At 63.2% G+C, this 18,758-nt stretch carries 13 protein-coding genes and 1 pseudogene; 12 read left to right on the top strand and 2 right to left on the bottom strand.

Annotation, left to right across the window (positions count from 1 at the left end; translation table 11 throughout):
* Positions 1-19 precede the first annotated feature (19 nt).
* The 8 genes from GWK50_RS06485 (at position 20) to GWK50_RS06450 (ending at position 7,016) form a co-directional block, all read left to right on the top strand.
* Complete coding sequence (locus tag GWK50_RS06485) at positions 20-1,054, top strand: amidohydrolase family protein (RefSeq protein WP_059400368.1); 1,035 nt, start codon at positions 20-22, stop codon at positions 1,052-1,054.
* Position 1,055: 1 nt separating this feature from the next.
* On the top strand, positions 1,056-1,739 hold the full coding sequence (ligK, locus tag GWK50_RS06480; protein ID WP_059400367.1) for a 4-carboxy-4-hydroxy-2-oxoadipate aldolase/oxaloacetate decarboxylase: 684 nt from the start codon (positions 1,056-1,058) through the stop codon (positions 1,737-1,739).
* A gap of 11 nt (positions 1,740-1,750) precedes the next feature.
* Positions 1,751-2,683 (top strand): DUF1932 domain-containing protein, encoded by a 933-nt coding sequence (locus GWK50_RS06475; protein ID WP_017407889.1) that lies wholly within the window; start codon positions 1,751-1,753, stop codon positions 2,681-2,683.
* Positions 2,680-3,600: an amidohydrolase family protein gene (locus GWK50_RS06470; protein WP_059400366.1), complete on the top strand. Its 921-nt coding sequence runs from the start codon at positions 2,680-2,682 to the stop codon at positions 3,598-3,600. The genes GWK50_RS06475 and GWK50_RS06470 overlap by 4 nt, the downstream gene beginning before the upstream one ends.
* Before the next feature lie 12 nt (positions 3,601-3,612).
* Positions 3,613-4,062, top strand: a complete 450-nt coding sequence (gene ligA, locus GWK50_RS06465) for a protocatechuate 4,5-dioxygenase subunit alpha (RefSeq protein ID WP_059400365.1) — start codon at positions 3,613-3,615, stop codon at positions 4,060-4,062.
* A 1-nt stretch (position 4,063) separates the two neighbouring features.
* The gene (locus GWK50_RS06460) at positions 4,064-4,936 is read left to right on the top strand and encodes a class III extradiol dioxygenase subunit beta (protein ID WP_059400364.1); all 873 of its coding nucleotides are present in this window, start codon (positions 4,064-4,066) and stop codon (positions 4,934-4,936) included.
* 40 nt (positions 4,937-4,976) lie between these two features.
* Positions 4,977-5,936: a Gfo/Idh/MocA family oxidoreductase gene (locus GWK50_RS06455; RefSeq protein ID WP_059400363.1), complete on the top strand. Its 960-nt coding sequence runs from the start codon at positions 4,977-4,979 to the stop codon at positions 5,934-5,936.
* Between the two features lie 78 nt (positions 5,937-6,014).
* The gene (locus GWK50_RS06450) at positions 6,015-7,016 is read left to right on the top strand and encodes an aldo/keto reductase (RefSeq protein WP_017404468.1); all 1,002 of its coding nucleotides are present in this window, start codon (positions 6,015-6,017) and stop codon (positions 7,014-7,016) included.
* 155 nt (positions 7,017-7,171) lie between these two features.
* On the opposite strand, the gene GWK50_RS06445 is transcribed toward GWK50_RS06450, so the two are convergent.
* Positions 7,172-7,909 (bottom strand): aspartate/glutamate racemase family protein, encoded by a 738-nt coding sequence (locus GWK50_RS06445; protein ID WP_017404467.1) that lies wholly within the window; start codon positions 7,907-7,909, stop codon positions 7,172-7,174.
* Between the two features lie 164 nt (positions 7,910-8,073).
* Here GWK50_RS06445 and GWK50_RS06440 point away from each other — a divergent pair, with 164 nt between their 5' ends.
* From GWK50_RS06440 to GWK50_RS06430, 3 genes and pseudogenes are all read left to right on the top strand, one after another.
* A complete protein-coding gene (locus GWK50_RS06440; RefSeq protein ID WP_003049965.1) occupies positions 8,074-10,989 on the top strand; it encodes a Tn3-like element IS1071 family transposase in 2,916 nt (971 codons plus the stop codon).
* Between the two features lie 199 nt (positions 10,990-11,188).
* A pseudogene (locus GWK50_RS06435) lies at positions 11,189-12,142 on the top strand (IS3 family transposase); the annotation flags it as partial.
* A gap of 377 nt (positions 12,143-12,519) precedes the next feature.
* Positions 12,520-13,872, top strand: a complete 1,353-nt coding sequence (locus GWK50_RS06430) for an alpha/beta hydrolase (protein WP_162015743.1) — start codon at positions 12,520-12,522, stop codon at positions 13,870-13,872.
* A 440-nt stretch (positions 13,873-14,312) separates the two neighbouring features.
* On the opposite strand, the gene GWK50_RS06425 is transcribed toward GWK50_RS06430, so the two are convergent.
* Entirely contained in the window at positions 14,313-15,425 is a 1,113-nt protein-coding gene (locus tag GWK50_RS06425) for a hypothetical protein (protein ID WP_162015742.1), read from the bottom strand.
* Positions 15,426-15,683: 258 nt separating this feature from the next.
* Here GWK50_RS06425 and GWK50_RS06420 point away from each other — a divergent pair, with 258 nt between their 5' ends.
* Entirely contained in the window at positions 15,684-18,599 is a 2,916-nt protein-coding gene (locus GWK50_RS06420) for a Tn3-like element IS1071 family transposase (RefSeq protein ID WP_003049965.1), read from the top strand.
* Positions 18,600-18,758: the final 159 nt, after the last annotated feature.

The raw sequence follows: 18,758 nt of genomic DNA, 5'->3' as shown, positions 1-18,758 counted from the left end.
ATCCAAGGAGCACAACGCAATGAGCCTCATCATCGACTGCCATGGCCACTACACCACGGCACCCAAGGCGCTGGAGAACTGGCGCAACCAGCAGATCGCCGGCATCAAGGACCCGGCCGCCATGCCCAAGGTCGCCGATTTGCAGATCAGCGACGACGAGCTGCGCGAGTCCATCGAGACCAACCAGCTGCGCCTGATGAAGGAGCGCGGCAGCGACATCACGCTGTTCTCGCCGCGCGCCAGTTTCATGGCCCACCACATCGGCGACTTCAATGTCTCCAGCACCTGGGCGGCCATCTGCAACGAGCTGTGCCACCGCGTCTCCACCCTGTTCCCCGACAACTTCGTGCCCGTGGCCATGCTGCCGCAAAGCCCCGGGGTGGACCCCGCGACCTGCATCCCCGAGCTGGAGAAGTGCGTCAAGGAATACGGCGCGGTGGGCATCAACCTCAACCCCGACCCCTCGGGCGGCCACTGGACCAGCCCGCCGCTGACCGACCGCCACTGGTACCCCATCTACGAGAAGATGGTGGAGTACGACCTGCCCGCCATGATCCACGTGAGCACCAGCTGCAACGCGTGCTTCCACACCACGGGCGCGCACTACCTGAACGCCGACACCACGGCCTTCATGCAGTGCATCCAGGGCGACCTGTTCAAGGACTTCCCCACGCTCAAGTTCCTGATCCCGCACGGCGGCGGTGCCGTGCCCTACCACTGGGGCCGTTTCCGCGGCCTGGCGCAGGAGATGAAGAAGCCCCTGCTCGAAGACCACCTGCTGAACAACATCTTCTTCGACACCTGCGTGTACCACCAGCCGGGCATCGACCTGCTGAACACCGTGATCCCGGTGAAGAACGTGCTGTTCGCCTCCGAAATGATCGGCGCGGTGCGCGGCATCGACCCCACCACCGGCCACTACTACGACGACACCAAGCGCTACATCGAAGCGTCGAAGATCCTGAGCGGCGACGACAAGCACCAGATCTACGAAGGCAATGTGCGCCGCGTGTTCTCCCGACTCGATTCACGACTGAAGGCAAAGGGGCTCTGACATGTACGAATTAGGCGTTGTCTACCGCAACATCACCCGCGCCGATCGCGCAGCCGCTGACGGCCTGGCTGCCCTCGGCTCGGCTACCGTGCACGAGGCCATGGGCCGCGTGGGCCTGCTCAAGCCCTACATGCGCCCCATCTACGGCGGCCAGCAGGTCAGCGGCACAGCCGTCACCGTGCTGCTGCAGCCCGGCGACAACTGGATGATGCACGTGGCGGCCGAGCAGATCCAGCCCGGCGACGTGGTGGTGGCGGCCGTCACCTCCGAATGCACCGATGGCTATTTCGGCGACCTGCTGGCCACCTCGTTCCAGGCGCGCGGTGCGCGGGCGCTCATCATCGACGCCGGCGTGCGCGACGTGAAGACCCTGCAGGAGATGAATTTCCCCGTGTGGAGCCGCGCCATTTCCAGCAAGGGCACGATCAAGGCCACGCTGGGCTCGGTCAACATCCCGGTGGTGTGCGCCGGCATGTGGGTCACGCCGGGCGACGTGATCGTGGCCGACGACGATGGCGTGGTCTGCGTGCCCGCCGCGCGCGCCGCCGAGACGCTCGAGGCCGCGCGCAAGCGCGAGAGCTTCGAGGGCGAGAAACGCGCCAAGCTCGCCTCGGGCGTGCTCGGCCTGGATATGTACAACATGCGCCCCGGGCTCGAAAAGGCCGGGCTGCGCTACATCGACTGAGGACCTACGCCATGCCCATCCCCGCATCGGCGCAGGACTGGCACATCGGCCTCGTCGGCTACGGCGAGGTCGGCCGCATTCTCTGCGAGGACCTGCGCGCCCAGGGGCTGCGCGTCTCGGCCTACGACCGCAAGCTCGGCGGTGCGCTACAACGGCCCTTGTTGGAGCACGCGCGGGCCCATGGCGTCGAGTTGCTCGACAGCCACGCCCGGCTCGCGGCCACTGCCGACTTCGTGATCAGCGCCGTCACCGCCAGCCAGACGCTGGACGTGGCCCGGGCGTGCGCTCCGCAGGTGCGCAAGGAAGCCTTCTATCTGGACTTCAACTCGGCCTCCCCGGGTGCCAAGCAGGCGGCCGGCGCGCTGATTGATGCGGCCGGTGCCCGGTACGTCGAAGGCGCGGTGATGACCAGCATTCCACCTTACCGCATCAAGGTCCCGCTGCTGCTGGGCGGCGCCTCGGCCAGGGCGCTGGCCGAGGCCATCGCGCCGCTGGGCTTCGTCGCCAAGGTCGTCAGCGACCGGCTGGGCGTGGCCTCGGCCACCAAGATGTGCCGCAGCGTGATGGTCAAGGGCCTGGAGGCGATGGTGATCGAGAGCTTCACGGCCGCGCGGCACTACGGCGTGGAGGACGCGGTCATCGCCTCGCTCCAGGAGACCTTTCCCGGCATCGACTGGGAGAAGCAGGGCGCCTATTTCTTCCAGCGCGTGATCGAGCATGGCCGCCGCCGCAGCGAGGAGATGCACGAGTCCGCGAACACGGTGCGCGAAGCGGGCATGCCCGCCTTCTCCGCGCAGGGCACAGCCGAGCGCCAGGCCTGGATGGCGGACCGCGCGGACGCCGGGTCGTTCGGCGAACGCGGCGCTCCGGGATTCGCGCGCGCCGCCGACTGGCGCGCCGAGGCCGACCGCCTGTTGCAATCTCTCAAGGAACCCACCGCATGAGCACTTTCACGAAAACCCCAGGCTGGCTCGACTGGTACGCCGGACCCAGCAAGCCCCGCTTCCAGGTGCCGCCCGGCAGCGTGGACGCGCACTGCCACGTGTTCGGCCCGGGCGCGGAGTTCCCCTACGCGCCCGAGCGCAAGTACACGCCCTGCGATGCCTCGAAGCACGAGCTGTACGCGCTGCGCGACCACCTGGGCTTTGCCCGCAACGTGGTGGTGCAGGCCACCTGCCACGGCGCCGACAACCGCGCCATGGTCGATGCCTGCCTGTCCAGCGGTGGCAAGGCGCGCGGCGTGGCCACGGTCAAGCGCTCGGTGACCGATGAAGAATTGCAGGCCCTGCACGCCGCCGGTGTGCGCGGCGTGCGCTTCAACTTCGTCAAGCGCCTGGTGGACTTCACGCCCAAGGACGAGCTGCTGGAGATCGCCGGCCGCATCGCCAAGCTCGGCTGGCATGTGGTGATCTACTTCGAGGCGGTGGACCTGCCCGAGCTGTGGGATTTCTTCACGGCCTTGCCTACCACCGTGGTGGTGGACCACATGGGCCGGCCCGACGTGACCAAGCCCATCGATGGGCCCGAGTTCGAGCTGTTCCTGAAGTTCATGCGCCAGCACCCCAACGTGTGGAGCAAGGTCAGTTGCCCCGAGCGCCTGTCGGTCACCGGGCCGAAGGCGCTCAACGGCGAGCAGGCGGCCTACCAGGACGTGGTGCCGTTCGCGCGAAAGGTGGTGGAGGAGTTCCCCGACCGCGTGCTCTGGGGCACCGACTGGCCGCACCCCAACCTCAAGGACCACATGCCCGACGACGGCCTGCTGGTGGACTTCATCCCCCACATCGCGCCCACGGCCGAGCTGCAAAAGAAGCTGCTCGTGGACAACCCCATGCGCCTGTATTGGCCCGAAGAGGCGAAGTAAGGAGAGCGCGCCATGTCCCTCGACAAACCCTACCTCGACGTGCCCGGCACCATCATCTTCGATGCCGAGCAGTCCCGCAAAGGCTACTGGCTCAACCAGTTCTGCATGTCGCTGATGAAGGCAGAGAACCGCGAGCGCTTCAAGGCCGACGAGCGCGCCTACCTCGACGAATGGGCCATGACCGAGGAACAGAAGCAGGCCGTGCTGGCCCGCGACCTCAACTGGTGCATGCGCACGGGCGGCAACATCTACTTCCTGGCCAAGATCGGCGCCACCGACGGCAAGAGCTTCCAGCAGATGGCCGGCAGCATGACCGGCATGACCGAGGAGGAATACCGCAACATGATGGTCGGTGGCGGCCGCTCCCCGGAGGGCAACCGTTTTCTCGGCGAGGACGGCGACGCCCAGCCGCAACACCAACCCCAAGGCAAGGCCGGCCATAAAACCACGGGCAGCAACTGACATGGCCAAGATCACCGCATCCGTCTACACCTCCCACGTGCCCGCCATCGGCGCCGCCATCGATCTGGGCAAGACCCAGGAACCGTACTGGCAGCCGCTGTTCGCGGGCTACGACTTCTCCAAGGAATGGGAAAAGGCCCAGAAGCCCGACGTGGTGTTCCTGGTCTTCAACGACCACGCCACCGCGTTCAGCCTGGACATGATCCCGACCTTCGCCATCGGTACGGCCGCCGAGTACCAGCCCGCCGACGAAGGCTGGGGCCCGCGCCCTGTGCCCGCCGTCCACGGCCATCCGGCGCTGGCGGCGCACATCGCGCAGTCCGTCATCCAGGACGACTTCGACCTCACCATCGTCAACAAGATGGACGTGGACCACGGCCTCACCGTGCCGCTGTCGCTGATGTTCGGTCAGCCCCCCCAGTCCGACTATCGCTGGCCCTGCAAGGTCATCCCGTTCGCCGTCAACGTGGTGCAGTACCCCGTGCCCTCGGGCAACCGCTGCTTCCAGCTGGGCAAGGCGATCCGCAAGGCCATCGAGTCGTTCGACGAAGACCTCAACGTGCAGATCTGGGGCACGGGCGGCATGAGCCACCAGCTGCAGGGCCCGCGCGCCGGCCTCATCAACAAGGACTGGGACAACCGGTTCCTGGACCGCCTCATCGCCGAGCCCGCCGAGCTGGCCAAGGTGCCGCACATCGAATACGTGCGCGAGGCCGGCAGCGAAGGCATCGAGCTGGTGATGTGGCTCATCGCCCGCGGCGCCATGGCCGACGTCGCTGGCGGACCTGCGCCCAAGGTGGTGTACCGCTTCTTCCATGTGCCCGCCAGCAACACCGCGGTGGGCCACCTGATCCTGGAGAATCAGCCCGCCTGAGGCTGGCTGATTTCGAATCAACCCGTAAAGGACCCCCACCATGACCATCAAAGTAGCCCTGGCCGGCGCCGGCGCCTTCGGCATCAAGCACCTGGACGGCATCAAGAACATCGACGGTGTCGAAGTCGTCTCCCTCGTCAGCCGCGACCTGGCCAAGACCCGGGAAGTGGCCGACAAGTATGGCATCCAGCACGTGACCACCAAGCTCGAAGACAGCCTGGCCATCAAGGAAGTGGACGCGGTGATCCTCTGCACCCCCACGCAGATGCATGCCAGCCAGTCCATCGCCTGCCTGGAAGCCGGCAAGCACGTGCAGGTCGAGATCCCGCTGTGCGACGTGCTGGCCGACGGCGAGAAGGTCGCCGCCCTGCAGAAGCAGACCGGCCTCGTCGCCATGTGCGGCCACACCCGCCGCTTCAACCCCAGCCACCAGTACGTGCACAAGAAGATCAAGGCGGGCGAGTTCAATATCCAGCAGATGGATGTGCAGACGTTCTTCTTCCGCCGCACCAACATGAACGCGCTGGGCCAGCCGCGCAGCTGGACCGACCACCTGCTGTGGCACCACGCCGCCCACACCGTGGACCTGTTCGCCTACCAGGCCGGCAGCCCGATCGTGAAGGCCAACGCGATCCAGGGCCCGATTCACAAGGAGCTGGGCATCGCGATGGACATGAGCATCCAGCTGCAGGCAGCCAACGGCGCCATCTGCACGCTCAGCCTCTCGTTCAACAACGACGGCCCGCTGGGCACCTTCTTCCGCTACATCGGCGACACCGCCACCTACATCGCGCGCTACGACGACCTGGTGCAGTCGCACAGCAAGGGCCCCGAGACGCCGGTGGACGTGAGCCAGGTCGACGTGAGCATGAACGGCATCGAGCTGCAGGACCGCGAGTTCTTCGCCGCGATCAAGGAAGGCCGGGAGCCCAATGCCAGCGTGGCACAGGTCCTGCCGTGCTACCAGGTGCTGAACGGCCTGGAACGGCAACTCAACTGAGTCCGCGCCATTTGGCACTGTATCGTTTCCACTGCCTGCACGGCAAGCGCCGCGGGCGTTCTTCCTGGGAGAAGCGCAATGCAGACACGCACCCTCGGCCCATTCGAAGTCAGCGCCATCGGTCTGGGCTGCATGAACCTCTCGCACGCCTACGGCGCGCCCGTCTCCGCCGACACGGGTGAGCGCGTGCTGCTGGCGGCGCTGGATGCCGGCGTGACGCTGTTCGACACGGCGGCGCTGTACGGCTTCGGTGCCAACGAGGAGTTGGTGGGCCGCGTCCTCCGGCCCCATCGCCAGCGCATCACCCTGTGCAGCAAGGGCGGCATGGCCGGCGTGAAGGGCGAGGACGGCGTGACGCGCCGCGTGATCGACGGCCGCCCCGCCACGCTGCGCAGCAACTGCGAGGACAGCCTGCGCCGCCTGGGCACCGACGTGATCGACCTGTACTACCTGCACCGCTGGGACAAGCAGGTGCCCATCGAGGACTCGGTGGGCGAGCTGTCGCGGCTGGTCGCGGCAGGCAAGGTGCGGGCCATCGGCCTGTCGGAGGTCTCCGCCGCCACATTGCACCGCGCGCACGCCGTGCACCCCGTCGCCGCCGTGCAGACCGAGTACTCGCTGTGGACGCGCAACCCGGAGATCGCGGTGCTCGACGCGTGCCGCGAGCTGGGCGCGGCCTTCGTTGCCTTCAGTCCCCTGGCGCGCGGCTTCCTCTGCGGCGAACTCGTGGACGTGGGTGCGCTCCACGAGAAGGACATCCGCCGCGCCATGCCGCGCTTCGCGCCCGAGGCCTACGCGGCCAACCTGAAGCTGCTGGACGGCTACCGCAGGATCGCGCGGGACGCGGGCTGCACCCCGGCACAGCTGGCCCTGGCCTGGCTGCTGCACCAGGGCGGCCACATCGTCCCCATTCCCGGCACCACGAGCGTGGAACACCTGCTGGACGACCTGGGCGCCGCCAACATGCGGCTGCACGCCGCGGTGATCGAGCGGCTGAACGTTCTGATCAACGAACTTACCGTGGTCGGCCAGCGCTACAGCGCGCAGAGCGCGAACGAGGTCGACACCGAAGCCTTCTGAACCGCGAAGGCCCCTGGCGTCCGCGAGCCCGCCTTCGCGGTGTTGCGGGCGCCCTGCTGCCGGTTCCACACGGTGCGAGGGCAGGAATGCCCAGGCGCGAGGTTGTGAGGTTCACCCCGCCCTCCTCCGGCGGTCGGGCCGCGCCCCGGACCGCGTCAGGGTGCTCCGGCGCGGGCCAGCAGGCGGCCGTAGCCTGGAACCCCCGGCAGCGCGCCAAGCTTGCGCATGCAGTACCAGGCCACCGCCGTGTTGCTCGTGACGACGGGCCGTCCCAGGGAACGCTCCAGGGCCTCGATGGTCTCGGCCGTCCGCACGGTGGTGCAACTGAGGACGTATGCGTCCGCCCGCGCATGGGCATGGCGCGTGGCGAACGCATGCCACGCCTGCGGCGCGATGGCCATCATCTCGCGGCCGGTGCGGCAATCCAGGCCGGCGTTGCCGAGGATCTCGAATCCATGCTCGGCGAAGTAAGCCGCCTCCCGGTCATTGACGGCCGCCGTGTACGGGGAGAGCAGCACCACGCGCCGCGCGGGCAGGGCCTGCAGCGCCGCCACCAGGGCCTGCGACGTGGCCACGCAGGGCAGCCCAGTCGCGGACTGGATGCGCGCGAGAATCGACGCCTCCAGCTCGGTGCTGTAGGTCGACACGGCGGTGCAATGGAACACCACGATGTCGACGCCCGCGTCCGCGAGCAGCTCGGCCGCCGGCTCGACATCCCGGGCCATGCCCAGCAGGCTCGCCTCCGAACTGTCCACGAGCTTCAGCCGCGTGACCGCGATGGCGATGTCGGCGGGAAGCATCGCGCGCAGTTGCGGCTCGGCGGCCTGGTTCACGGAGGGCAGCAGCACGCCGATGCGCCCGCCCGATCCGTAGTCGAGTGCTGGGGCGGTCATGCCGATGCGCCCTTCAGTTGGGGTCTCCTCGTTTTCAGTGCAATAAGTGACGGTACGCAAAGCTAGCACTGGCGCGGGGGTGGTCTGGGTAGACCGTTGATTTCATTGACTTTCCTGTTCGCTTTGTAAACGGGTATGGTGGCCTCCCACTTTTGAGGTTCACGATGCAGGGTTGGCACACAACGTTTTTGGGGATGCGTGGGCTCCCCCGCGATATCAGCGACTTCGAGATGAAGGCATTTTTCACCTTCGATGGTGCCGAGCGCGACGCAATCAATGCACGCCGAGGTGATTCCCACAAGCTTGGTCTGGCGCTCCATATTGGTTTCCTGCGCATGAGTGGGCGTTTGCTCGGTGCCTTTCGGGTAATTCCAGTAGCCTTGTGGCGCCACCTTGGCAACGAGCTTGGCATTGCAGCACCAGAAGTCGCCTCGCTGAGAGCCATGTATGAACGCGGGCGCACGCTATTCGATCACCAACAAGTAGCCTGCACGGTCCTTGGATTCCAGTGGATGAGCGAGCACCAGCGCCGCTCACTGGTACGTGAACTGCGCGACGAAGTGGCGCGCTGCGCCGACCGCGATCAGCTACTCGTGCGGGCGCGTCAATGGCTGTACAAGAACAAGCTGGTGATCGTGCACGAGCGGGCAATTCGGACACTGATTGCGGCGGCACTTGCCCAGCTTGAAGTTGAAACAGGCACCGCCATCGCCGCCAGCGTTGATCCAGCAACACTTGATCGCTGGCGAGCCTCAGTTTCAGAGCTGCGCCCAGATGGACAAACCCAGCAGAGTTGGCTATGGGCTGCACCGGCGAAACACTCAACCCGCCAAATCAGCGAGGTACTGGAGCGCATCGACCTGCTTTACACGCTGGACGTTCATAAGCACCTGGCAGACATCCCCGATCTCATCTTGCGCCGCTACGCGCGCCGACTTGTCTCCAGGCCGCCCTCAGCCGGAGCCAAGATCAAAGAGCCAGCGCGCACCGTGGAGGTCGCATGCTTTCTTCGGTATTGCCTGTTCACCACCACAGACCAGTTGATCCTTATGGTGCAGCGCCGGATCGCCGATCTGTGGCGTCAGGCTGCCGCCGATGTCCCCGCTACCGTCAATTGGGCCGCAATGTACAAAACGCTGCTCGGCGAACTTGTTGCCTTGAGCGCGCAAGGTGCGGTGCCAGATGCTGAGTTGCGTGCCCGTCTTGAAGCCTTGATCACCGAAACCCAGAAACGCAAACCACCGAGCAGGGCCTCCCTGGTCCGCGAGGGATTGATTGATGGAATTCGCCCCGTGCGGTCGTTGCTCGTCGCCATTGCAAAGCTGCCCTGGCAGGCCACCGGCGAGCATCCTGCCATCGAGTACCTTGCCAAGCTGCAAGCTTTATATCTCAAAGGATCCAGAAAGCTGCCAGTTGAAGTGGTGGCACCAAGTCTGGGAATGATCTGGCAGGTTTCGATCTCCAGCCCAGACCGGGAACGGGCGTTTCAGGCGTTGGAGGTGGCCACCCTGTTTGCCCTGCGCCGCGCGGTGCGCAATGGCTCGGTCTGGATTGAGCACAGCCTGAGCTTTCGGGGTCGTGCGCGCTTGTTCTTCACGGACGAGCGTTGGCAGGCAGAGTCCAAGAAACACTATGCCCGTCTATCGTTACCCAGCAAGGCTGCCACTTTCTTGAAGCCTTTGCTGGCCAGAGTAACTGCCGGTGTCGATGCGGTGGCCGCTGCAGCCCGCAGTGGCGTACTGCGCGTGGATGATGAACTCCATTTGTCGCCATTGCCCGCAGAGGACGAAGACCCAGAAGTGACCAAGCTGCGCGCGGCTTTGGATCACCGCATCGGTGAGGTTCAATTGCCGGAAGTGATTCTGGCCGTTGACGCCCAGGTGCGCTTTAGCTGGATCATGCTCGGACGTGAGCCGCGCTCTACCGACGAGCTGCTGATGGTCTATGCCGGCATCATGGCCCACGGCACCAGTCTGACTGCGGTCGAATGCGCGCGCATGATTCCGCAATTGTCTGCCACCAGCATTCGCCAGGCCATGCGCTGGGCGCGGGACGAACGGCGTCTGAGCCAGGCCTGCCAGGCTGTGCTGGAATTCATGCAGCGACACCCGATTGCCGCCACCTGGGGGCGGTCCGATTTGGCATCTTCTGACATGATGAGCATGGAGACCACCAAACGGGTGTGGCAAGCCCGGCTTGATCCTCGGCGCAACACACCTTCCATTGGAATCTACTCCCATGTAAAAGACCGGTGGGGCATCTTCCATGCGCAGCCCTTTGTGCTCAATGAGCGCCAGGCGGGCGTGGCCATTGAAGGTGTCATCCGCCAAGAAAAGCTGGAGACCAGCCAGCTTGCTGTGGATACCCATGGCTACACCGACTTTGCCATGTCACATGCCCGTTTGCTTGGTTTTGATCTTTGCCCGCGGTTGAAGGAACTCAAACAGCGCCACCTCTTTGTGCCACGCGGCACCAAAGTGCCCGCAGAAATCGCTGCGGTGTGCGAAGCCAATGTCGACGTCGCTTTGATCGAAAAGCATTGGGATAGTCTGGTGCACCTGGCAGCCTCGGTCATGAGCGGACATGCCAGTGCGGTGGCAGCTCTTGCGCGGTTCGGTTCTGCCGCCCAGGGCGATCCAATCTATGAGGCTGGCGTGCAATTGGGGCGGTTGCTGCGTACGGCGTTTTTGGCTGACTACTTTGTCAAGGACGCTTTCAGGAACGAGTTGCGCCGGGTGCTCAATCGGGGCGAGGCTGTTAACGCCCTCAAGCGCGCCATTTATACCGGCCGGATCAGCCCGGCGCAGGCCAAACGTGTCGATGAAATGCAGGCTGTGGCCGATGCGTTGAGCCTGATGGCCAACATCGTGATGGCGTGGAATACCTCACAGATGCAGGCGGTCCTGGATCGCTGGTCGAACCGCCGCCAGGTCATTCCACCGGAACTGATCGGGAAGATTGCGCCCACCAGGCTGGAGAGCATCAACTTGCGGGGTGTGTTTCGCTTCCCGGTTGACCGCTATGCTGACCAAATCCTGCCTTCGCGGCCAAATGCATCGATAACTGGCACCAATGGATGAAACCGACCACGGTTTGACGCCACGAATCGCAGATTTGAAAGTGAACAGGAAAGTCAATGAAATCAACGATCTACCAACACCACCTCCGCGCCAGTGCTAGCTTTTCGTACCGTCACTTATTGCACTGAAAACGAGGAGACCCCGTGATCGATGTCCAAAAAAAACTTGCTGCCTTGCTGGGCAACTCGATGGACGCCACCGGCGACTTGCCGTGATCGCCGCAGTGCTCGAACTCAGCCCCGTTCTGGGCGCTGGCGCCGCATGCCGCGCCCTGGGCCTGCCGCGCGGCGTGCCGGCCCGCCAGCGGGCCCAGGCAAGGCGCGCAGCCATGGTCGGACCCAGGCCTCCTCGCGCGGTGCGAGTGCGCCCACCGCTGGCCTTGGATGCGCAAGAGAGCACGCTGCTGCTGGACACTTTGAACAGCGAACGCTTCGCCGACACCGCCCCTGCGGCCGTGCACGCCACGCTGCTCGACGAGGGGCGATACCTGGGCTCGGTGCGCACCATGTACCGCCTGCTGAACACCCAAGGCGGCTCGTGCGAGCGTCGCCGCCAGCTCACCCACCCGGCCTACGTCAAACCCGAACTGCTGGCCAGCGCTCCGAACCAGATCTGGTCCTGGGACATCACCAAGCTGAAAGGGCCGGCCAAATGGACCTGCTTCCATCTGTACGTGATCCTGGACATCTTCAGCCGCCACGTGGTGGGCTGGATGCTCGCCGAGCGCGAGAGCGCCGATCTGGCCGAGCAGCTGATCGCCGACACCGTCTCGCGCCACGACGTGCAGCGCGGCATGCTCACGCTGCACGCCGACCGGGGGGCGGCCATGCGCTCCAAGCCGGTGGCCGCCTTGCTGGTGGAGCTGGACATCGCCAAGAGCCACAGCAGGCCGCACGTCTCGGACGACAACCCGTATTCGGAGTCGCAGTTCAAGACCATGAAGTACCGGCCTGACTTCCCGGCGCGGTTCGGCTGCATCGAGGACGCTCGGCTCCACTGCCAAGCATTCTTCTCTTGGTACAACACCGAGCACCGGCACTCGGGCATCGGCTACATGACGCCGCAAGCGGTGCACTACGGTCAGGCACCGGCCCTGCGCGATGCGCGTCAGGTCGCGCTGGATGCCGCGTTCCTCGCGACACCGAAGCGCTTCAAGGGCCGTCGTCCCAAACCCCATGCGCTGCCGACCGCAGCCTGGATCAACCCACCACCATCGGAGGCCAACGTCCAGAGAACAACCCAGCACTGCGCAGTAAATTTATGACAAGCGGTGCAGCAAAGTCATTGACACGTTCCGGCCTATCGATTCAAATCTATTGGCCTGGACCGATGCAGGGCGGATCATCACGCGCCACCTGGCGTCCTCGAAGCGTCGCTCGCGAGAGGACGCCTACGGAAGTCCTGACCTCTGGGACTTTTCGGGCATACGTCAGTTTGATCGTTTGGTAGTTCGGTAGTTCGGTAGTTTGATTCCCCACGCAATTCGGCCGCGAGTTCGGCGAAGTGCCAGTACAGAATATGGAGGCCCATGTGAATCAGAAGCTTTGTTCGGGTTGGAAGAGAGCTGCAAAGCTTCTCCAGATTGCAGTAGCTGGCCTGACGGTGTTTGCGGCGGCATCCAGCCAGGCGCAAGGCAATCCGACCTACATCGGTCTTGGCCCCGCCAAGGCCATGTACTACAAGCCAGATTCCGGGCCTGCGCCGCGCGTTGCGTTCCTGATCGTGCATCGCACGAGCAACTATCTGCAGCACCCTGGATGCCAAGAATTGCCCAAGCGAGGTTTTGCCGCGCTGTGCATGAACACGCGCTTCGACAACAACGAATTCCTTGTTGATTGGGACCTCATCGCACTGGATGTCAAGGCCGGCATGGAATACCTGCGCAAGCAGGCAGGTATCGAGAAGGTGGTCTTGTTCGGTCACAGCGGCGGGGGGCCAACCCTCAGCTACTACCAGGCCGTTGCAGAAAATGGCACCGCATTCTGCAAGAGCCCGCAGAAACTCGTTCCTTGCCGCGATGAACTCGCCAACCTGCCCAAAGGCGATGCACTGGTGCTGGCCGACGCGCACCCGGGCGTGCCAGTCATCTTGTTGCGCAGTCTGAACGGGTCGGTCGTCAATGAAACGCCGAAGAGCTTCGATCCCGCGCTGGACCCCTATAACCCCGCGAATGGATATAACCCCAGCGGTGCCTCCGCGTACACGGCCGACTTCCAGGCCCGCTACTACGCCGCCCAGTCGAAGCGCATGAACGCGTTGATCGAATCGGCGCTCGCAAAGCGCCGTGCGCTCCAAGCCGGTAGCGGCCCGTATCCAGACAACGACATCTTCCTCATCCCGCATGGTGGCAATCCCGGTGCTGGCCCTGGCGGCGCATCACAGTTGCACAGCCTGGATCCCAAAGACAAGCTACGCTTTACCAAGCTGCCGCGCAAGCTGCTCAAGAACGACGGCTCCATCTCGGAACAGATGGTGGTGTCGGTCAGCCCGGTTGAGCTGCAGACGAAGGATTCAACCAATGCGTTCGATCGCGGCACCAAGCTCTTGAGCATCCGCTCCTTCCTGAGCACACAAGCGGTGATGTCGAACAACTCGCTGGATGGTATTGACCACTGTTCCAGCAACAACTCCACCGTCTGTGCCGTGAGGTCCATCTCGGCGCCGACTCTGGTTGCCGGCATGGGTGGCTATCTGTTCATCCGCGACTCGGAAGAGGAGTTCGAGAATTCGAAGAGCACCGACAAGGACCTTGTTTTTATCGAAGGCGCTACCCACGGATTCACGCCATGCGGCAACTGCGGTGCGCCGGATGGGGCCTATTCGAACAGTGTGAAGAATCTGTTCGACTACGTTGGGAACTGGACTAGAGCTAGGTTCAAGTAAACCATGTTCTGCTGTACTCCGACCTGCGAGACCGAGAGGATTGGCGGACCTATGCGCATCTTCAGGAGACGCGTTGTTCAACCGATCGGTGGGTTGCCGGCATCAGGAGACCCGTGCCGTTGTCAAGGAGAACGGGCGAGGAGCTTCGATAAAGCGGGTCGCGGTGCTCAAACTGGCGATTGCACCTAGCAGCGGTCGTGGCGCCGGTGGCGGCGAAAGTCGGGTCAAGACTGATTGCTGAGGTTCAGCAACGACTCCTTTGCGGCATCTCGGCTCCTTGTTTGAATCGCCCCGGGGCGGTTCAGTTCGATGTGGTCAGTTTCAAGGCCCCCAAGGAAAGCTGCGACTCGAGCAAGAACCTGCAAGGGGCTGCCAATTCAGACCCGGAACTTGACTGACGATGTCGTGCGCGTTTGACATCCAGCGAGGCGACTAAGGCCTCAACGGGACAACTTGCTCGGACGAGTGATGTTCCCCTGGATGACGAGCGTGATGACCGCCACGTTGGCTGGCGGTGCTGACATCAGAACGTCGATGCCGTCGGCCGCCGACCAAGGCGCAGAGTCTTTGGCGCTGGTATCCAGAATGCACAAAAGAGCTACGCGCTTGCCCTTGGCCACCGCGTAGCTGGCAGCTTGCTCGACAAACTTGCGGCAGTCTTCCATCTGTTTGATCCGCGTGTCCGTCTCCTTGAGCTCGATCGTGATTCCTCGAAGGCTCAAGTCAGTGAAGCCCCCTGCGGCCGCGGCGTGCTCCTCCAGATCCGACCCGATGCGAGGCGACCGGCGAAGGTCCTTTCGAACCTGGACTTGGAATTCTTTCTCGCCCCACGCGCCATCGAACACGGCGTCTTGAACTGCTCTCCCAGCAAGATTGCCCAGACTGGTCAGCAGCTCAAGAATGTCCGACAGCTCCTCGGCATTTGCCCAGCCTTCCCGTCTTAGTAGATCGCGGATCAACAGGATCTTTTCGTCGACAGGCTGATAGCCGGTTATCGAGTTGACCCGTATGTCGAAGCCCTCCACCAAAAGCGTACGGTGGCCGACGACAGCAACGGGCTGCTCTGCGCTGGCAGGTTGGAATGCCGCCGTGTATTTGAACTCGAAAGGCCTCGATTTCAGTCCCTGTGCGATCTGGAGAGCCGCACGACCCGTCTGGATGAGCGTGTACGGCGGCTCTGTGGACGGCTTCGTGAACGTGAACTCGGAGAGCTCGTAGGTGCTCCTGGGCTCTGCCGAGATCGGCGTCAGCACCAGGTGCGTGGCACCCTCTGGCCATCGAGAGACTCTGACCTCGATCTCCATGTCATGCAATTCGCGCGGAACCAGGTGGTGGATGTTGGCCGCTGGTTGGCCACCAAGCTGGAACTTCAAGAAGGCTACTGAGAGCTCAGTAGGCCGTGGGCGCTCTTCAACTTGTTTCGGACCGGCCGGAATGCGTGGCCGCTCCTCCGAGAACACCCCGATCGGCAACGGTATGCCCGCCAGTGTTTTGCAGATGGACTCGAACTCGGCAATGGTGGCGACCGACTGCAATGAGGCTGATGCATCCACGAGGCTCTTAGCGACGCCCTTCTCGCCAAACTCCTTGAGCCAAAGACGATGGCGCTCGACTGCACTGCGCAGGAACCGGTCACCGTCTGGAACTGCGTCGAGAACTGCTTGCCGGGGTCTCCTCGTTTTCAGTGCAATAAGTGACGGTACGCAAAGCTAGCACTGGCGCGGGGGTGGTCTGGGTAGACCGTTGATTTCATTGACTTTCCTGTTCGCTTTGTAAACGGGTATGGTGGCCTCCCACTTTTGAGGTTCACGATGCAGGGTTGGCACACAACGTTTTTGGGGATGCGTGGGCTCCCCCGCGATATCAGCGACTTCGAGATGAAGGCATTTTTCACCTTCGATGGTGCCGAGCGCGACGCAATCAATGCACGCCGAGGTGATTCCCACAAGCTTGGTCTGGCGCTCCATATTGGTTTCCTGCGCATGAGTGGGCGTTTGCTCGGTGCCTTTCGGGTAATTCCAGTAGCCTTGTGGCGCCACCTTGGCAACGAGCTTGGCATTGCAGCACCAGAAGTCGCCTCGCTGAGAGCCATGTATGAACGCGGGCGCACGCTATTCGATCACCAACAAGTAGCCTGCACGGTCCTTGGATTCCAGTGGATGAGCGAGCACCAGCGCCGCTCACTGGTACGTGAACTGCGCGACGAAGTGGCGCGCTGCGCCGACCGCGATCAGCTACTCGTGCGGGCGCGTCAATGGCTGTACAAGAACAAGCTGGTGATCGTGCACGAGCGGGCAATTCGGACACTGATTGCGGCGGCACTTGCCCAGCTTGAAGTTGAAACAGGCACCGCCATCGCCGCCAGCGTTGATCCAGCAACACTTGATCGCTGGCGAGCCTCAGTTTCAGAGCTGCGCCCAGATGGACAAACCCAGCAGAGTTGGCTATGGGCTGCACCGGCGAAACACTCAACCCGCCAAATCAGCGAGGTACTGGAGCGCATCGACCTGCTTTACACGCTGGACGTTCATAAGCACCTGGCAGACATCCCCGATCTCATCTTGCGCCGCTACGCGCGCCGACTTGTCTCCAGGCCGCCCTCAGCCGGAGCCAAGATCAAAGAGCCAGCGCGCACCGTGGAGGTCGCATGCTTTCTTCGGTATTGCCTGTTCACCACCACAGACCAGTTGATCCTTATGGTGCAGCGCCGGATCGCCGATCTGTGGCGTCAGGCTGCCGCCGATGTCCCCGCTACCGTCAATTGGGCCGCAATGTACAAAACGCTGCTCGGCGAACTTGTTGCCTTGAGCGCGCAAGGTGCGGTGCCAGATGCTGAGTTGCGTGCCCGTCTTGAAGCCTTGATCACCGAAACCCAGAAACGCAAACCACCGAGCAGGGCCTCCCTGGTCCGCGAGGGATTGATTGATGGAATTCGCCCCGTGCGGTCGTTGCTCGTCGCCATTGCAAAGCTGCCCTGGCAGGCCACCGGCGAGCATCCTGCCATCGAGTACCTTGCCAAGCTGCAAGCTTTATATCTCAAAGGATCCAGAAAGCTGCCAGTTGAAGTGGTGGCACCAAGTCTGGGAATGATCTGGCAGGTTTCGATCTCCAGCCCAGACCGGGAACGGGCGTTTCAGGCGTTGGAGGTGGCCACCCTGTTTGCCCTGCGCCGCGCGGTGCGCAATGGCTCGGTCTGGATTGAGCACAGCCTGAGCTTTCGGGGTCGTGCGCGCTTGTTCTTCACGGACGAGCGTTGGCAGGCAGAGTCCAAGAAACACTATGCCCGTCTATCGTTACCCAGCAAGGCTGCCACTTTCTTGAAGCCTTTGCTGGCCAGAGTAACTGCCGGTGTCGATGCGGTGGCCGCTGCAGCCCGCAGTGGCGTACTGCGCGTGGATGATGAACTCCATTTGTCGCCATTGCCCGCAGAGGACGAAGACCCAGAAGTGACCAAGCTGCGCGCGGCTTTGGATCACCGCATCGGTGAGGTTCAATTGCCGGAAGTGATTCTGGCCGTTGACGCCCAGGTGCGCTTTAGCTGGATCATGCTCGGACGTGAGCCGCGCTCTACCGACGAGCTGCTGATGGTCTATGCCGGCATCATGGCCCACGGCACCAGTCTGACTGCGGTCGAATGCGCGCGCATGATTCCGCAATTGTCTGCCACCAGCATTCGCCAGGCCATGCGCTGGGCGCGGGACGAACGGCGTCTGAGCCAGGCCTGCCAGGCTGTGCTGGAATTCATGCAGCGACACCCGATTGCCGCCACCTGGGGGCGGTCCGATTTGGCATCTTCTGACATGATGAGCATGGAGACCACCAAACGGGTGTGGCAAGCCCGGCTTGATCCTCGGCGCAACACACCTTCCATTGGAATCTACTCCCATGTAAAAGACCGGTGGGGCATCTTCCATGCGCAGCCCTTTGTGCTCAATGAGCGCCAGGCGGGCGTGGCCATTGAAGGTGTCATCCGCCAAGAAAAGCTGGAGACCAGCCAGCTTGCTGTGGATACCCATGGCTACACCGACTTTGCCATGTCACATGCCCGTTTGCTTGGTTTTGATCTTTGCCCGCGGTTGAAGGAACTCAAACAGCGCCACCTCTTTGTGCCACGCGGCACCAAAGTGCCCGCAGAAATCGCTGCGGTGTGCGAAGCCAATGTCGACGTCGCTTTGATCGAAAAGCATTGGGATAGTCTGGTGCACCTGGCAGCCTCGGTCATGAGCGGACATGCCAGTGCGGTGGCAGCTCTTGCGCGGTTCGGTTCTGCCGCCCAGGGCGATCCAATCTATGAGGCTGGCGTGCAATTGGGGCGGTTGCTGCGTACGGCGTTTTTGGCTGACTACTTTGTCAAGGACGCTTTCAGGAACGAGTTGCGCCGGGTGCTCAATCGGGGCGAGGCTGTTAACGCCCTCAAGCGCGCCATTTATACCGGCCGGATCAGCCCGGCGCAGGCCAAACGTGTCGATGAAATGCAGGCTGTGGCCGATGCGTTGAGCCTGATGGCCAACATCGTGATGGCGTGGAATACCTCACAGATGCAGGCGGTCCTGGATCGCTGGTCGAACCGCCGCCAGGTCATTCCACCGGAACTGATCGGGAAGATTGCGCCCACCAGGCTGGAGAGCATCAACTTGCGGGGTGTGTTTCGCTTCCCGGTTGACCGCTATGCTGACCAAATCCTGCCTTCGCGGCCAAATGCATCGATAACTGGCACCAATGGATGAAACCGACCACGGTTTGACGCCACGAATCGCAGATTTGAAAGTGAACAGGAAAGTCAATGAAATCAACGATCTACCAACACCACCTCCGCGCCAGTGCTAGCTTTTCGTACCGTCACTTATTGCACTGAAAACGAGGAGACCCCGTGATCGATGTCCAAA

Origin of the sequence: Acidovorax sp. 210-6 (assembly GCF_010020825.1) — a bacterium.
GTDB classification, from domain to species: domain Bacteria; phylum Pseudomonadota; class Gammaproteobacteria; order Burkholderiales; family Burkholderiaceae_C; genus Simplicispira; species Simplicispira sedimenti.
Note: the sequence above shows the minus strand (reverse complement) of the source record. Positions and strands in the feature narration are given on the sequence as shown.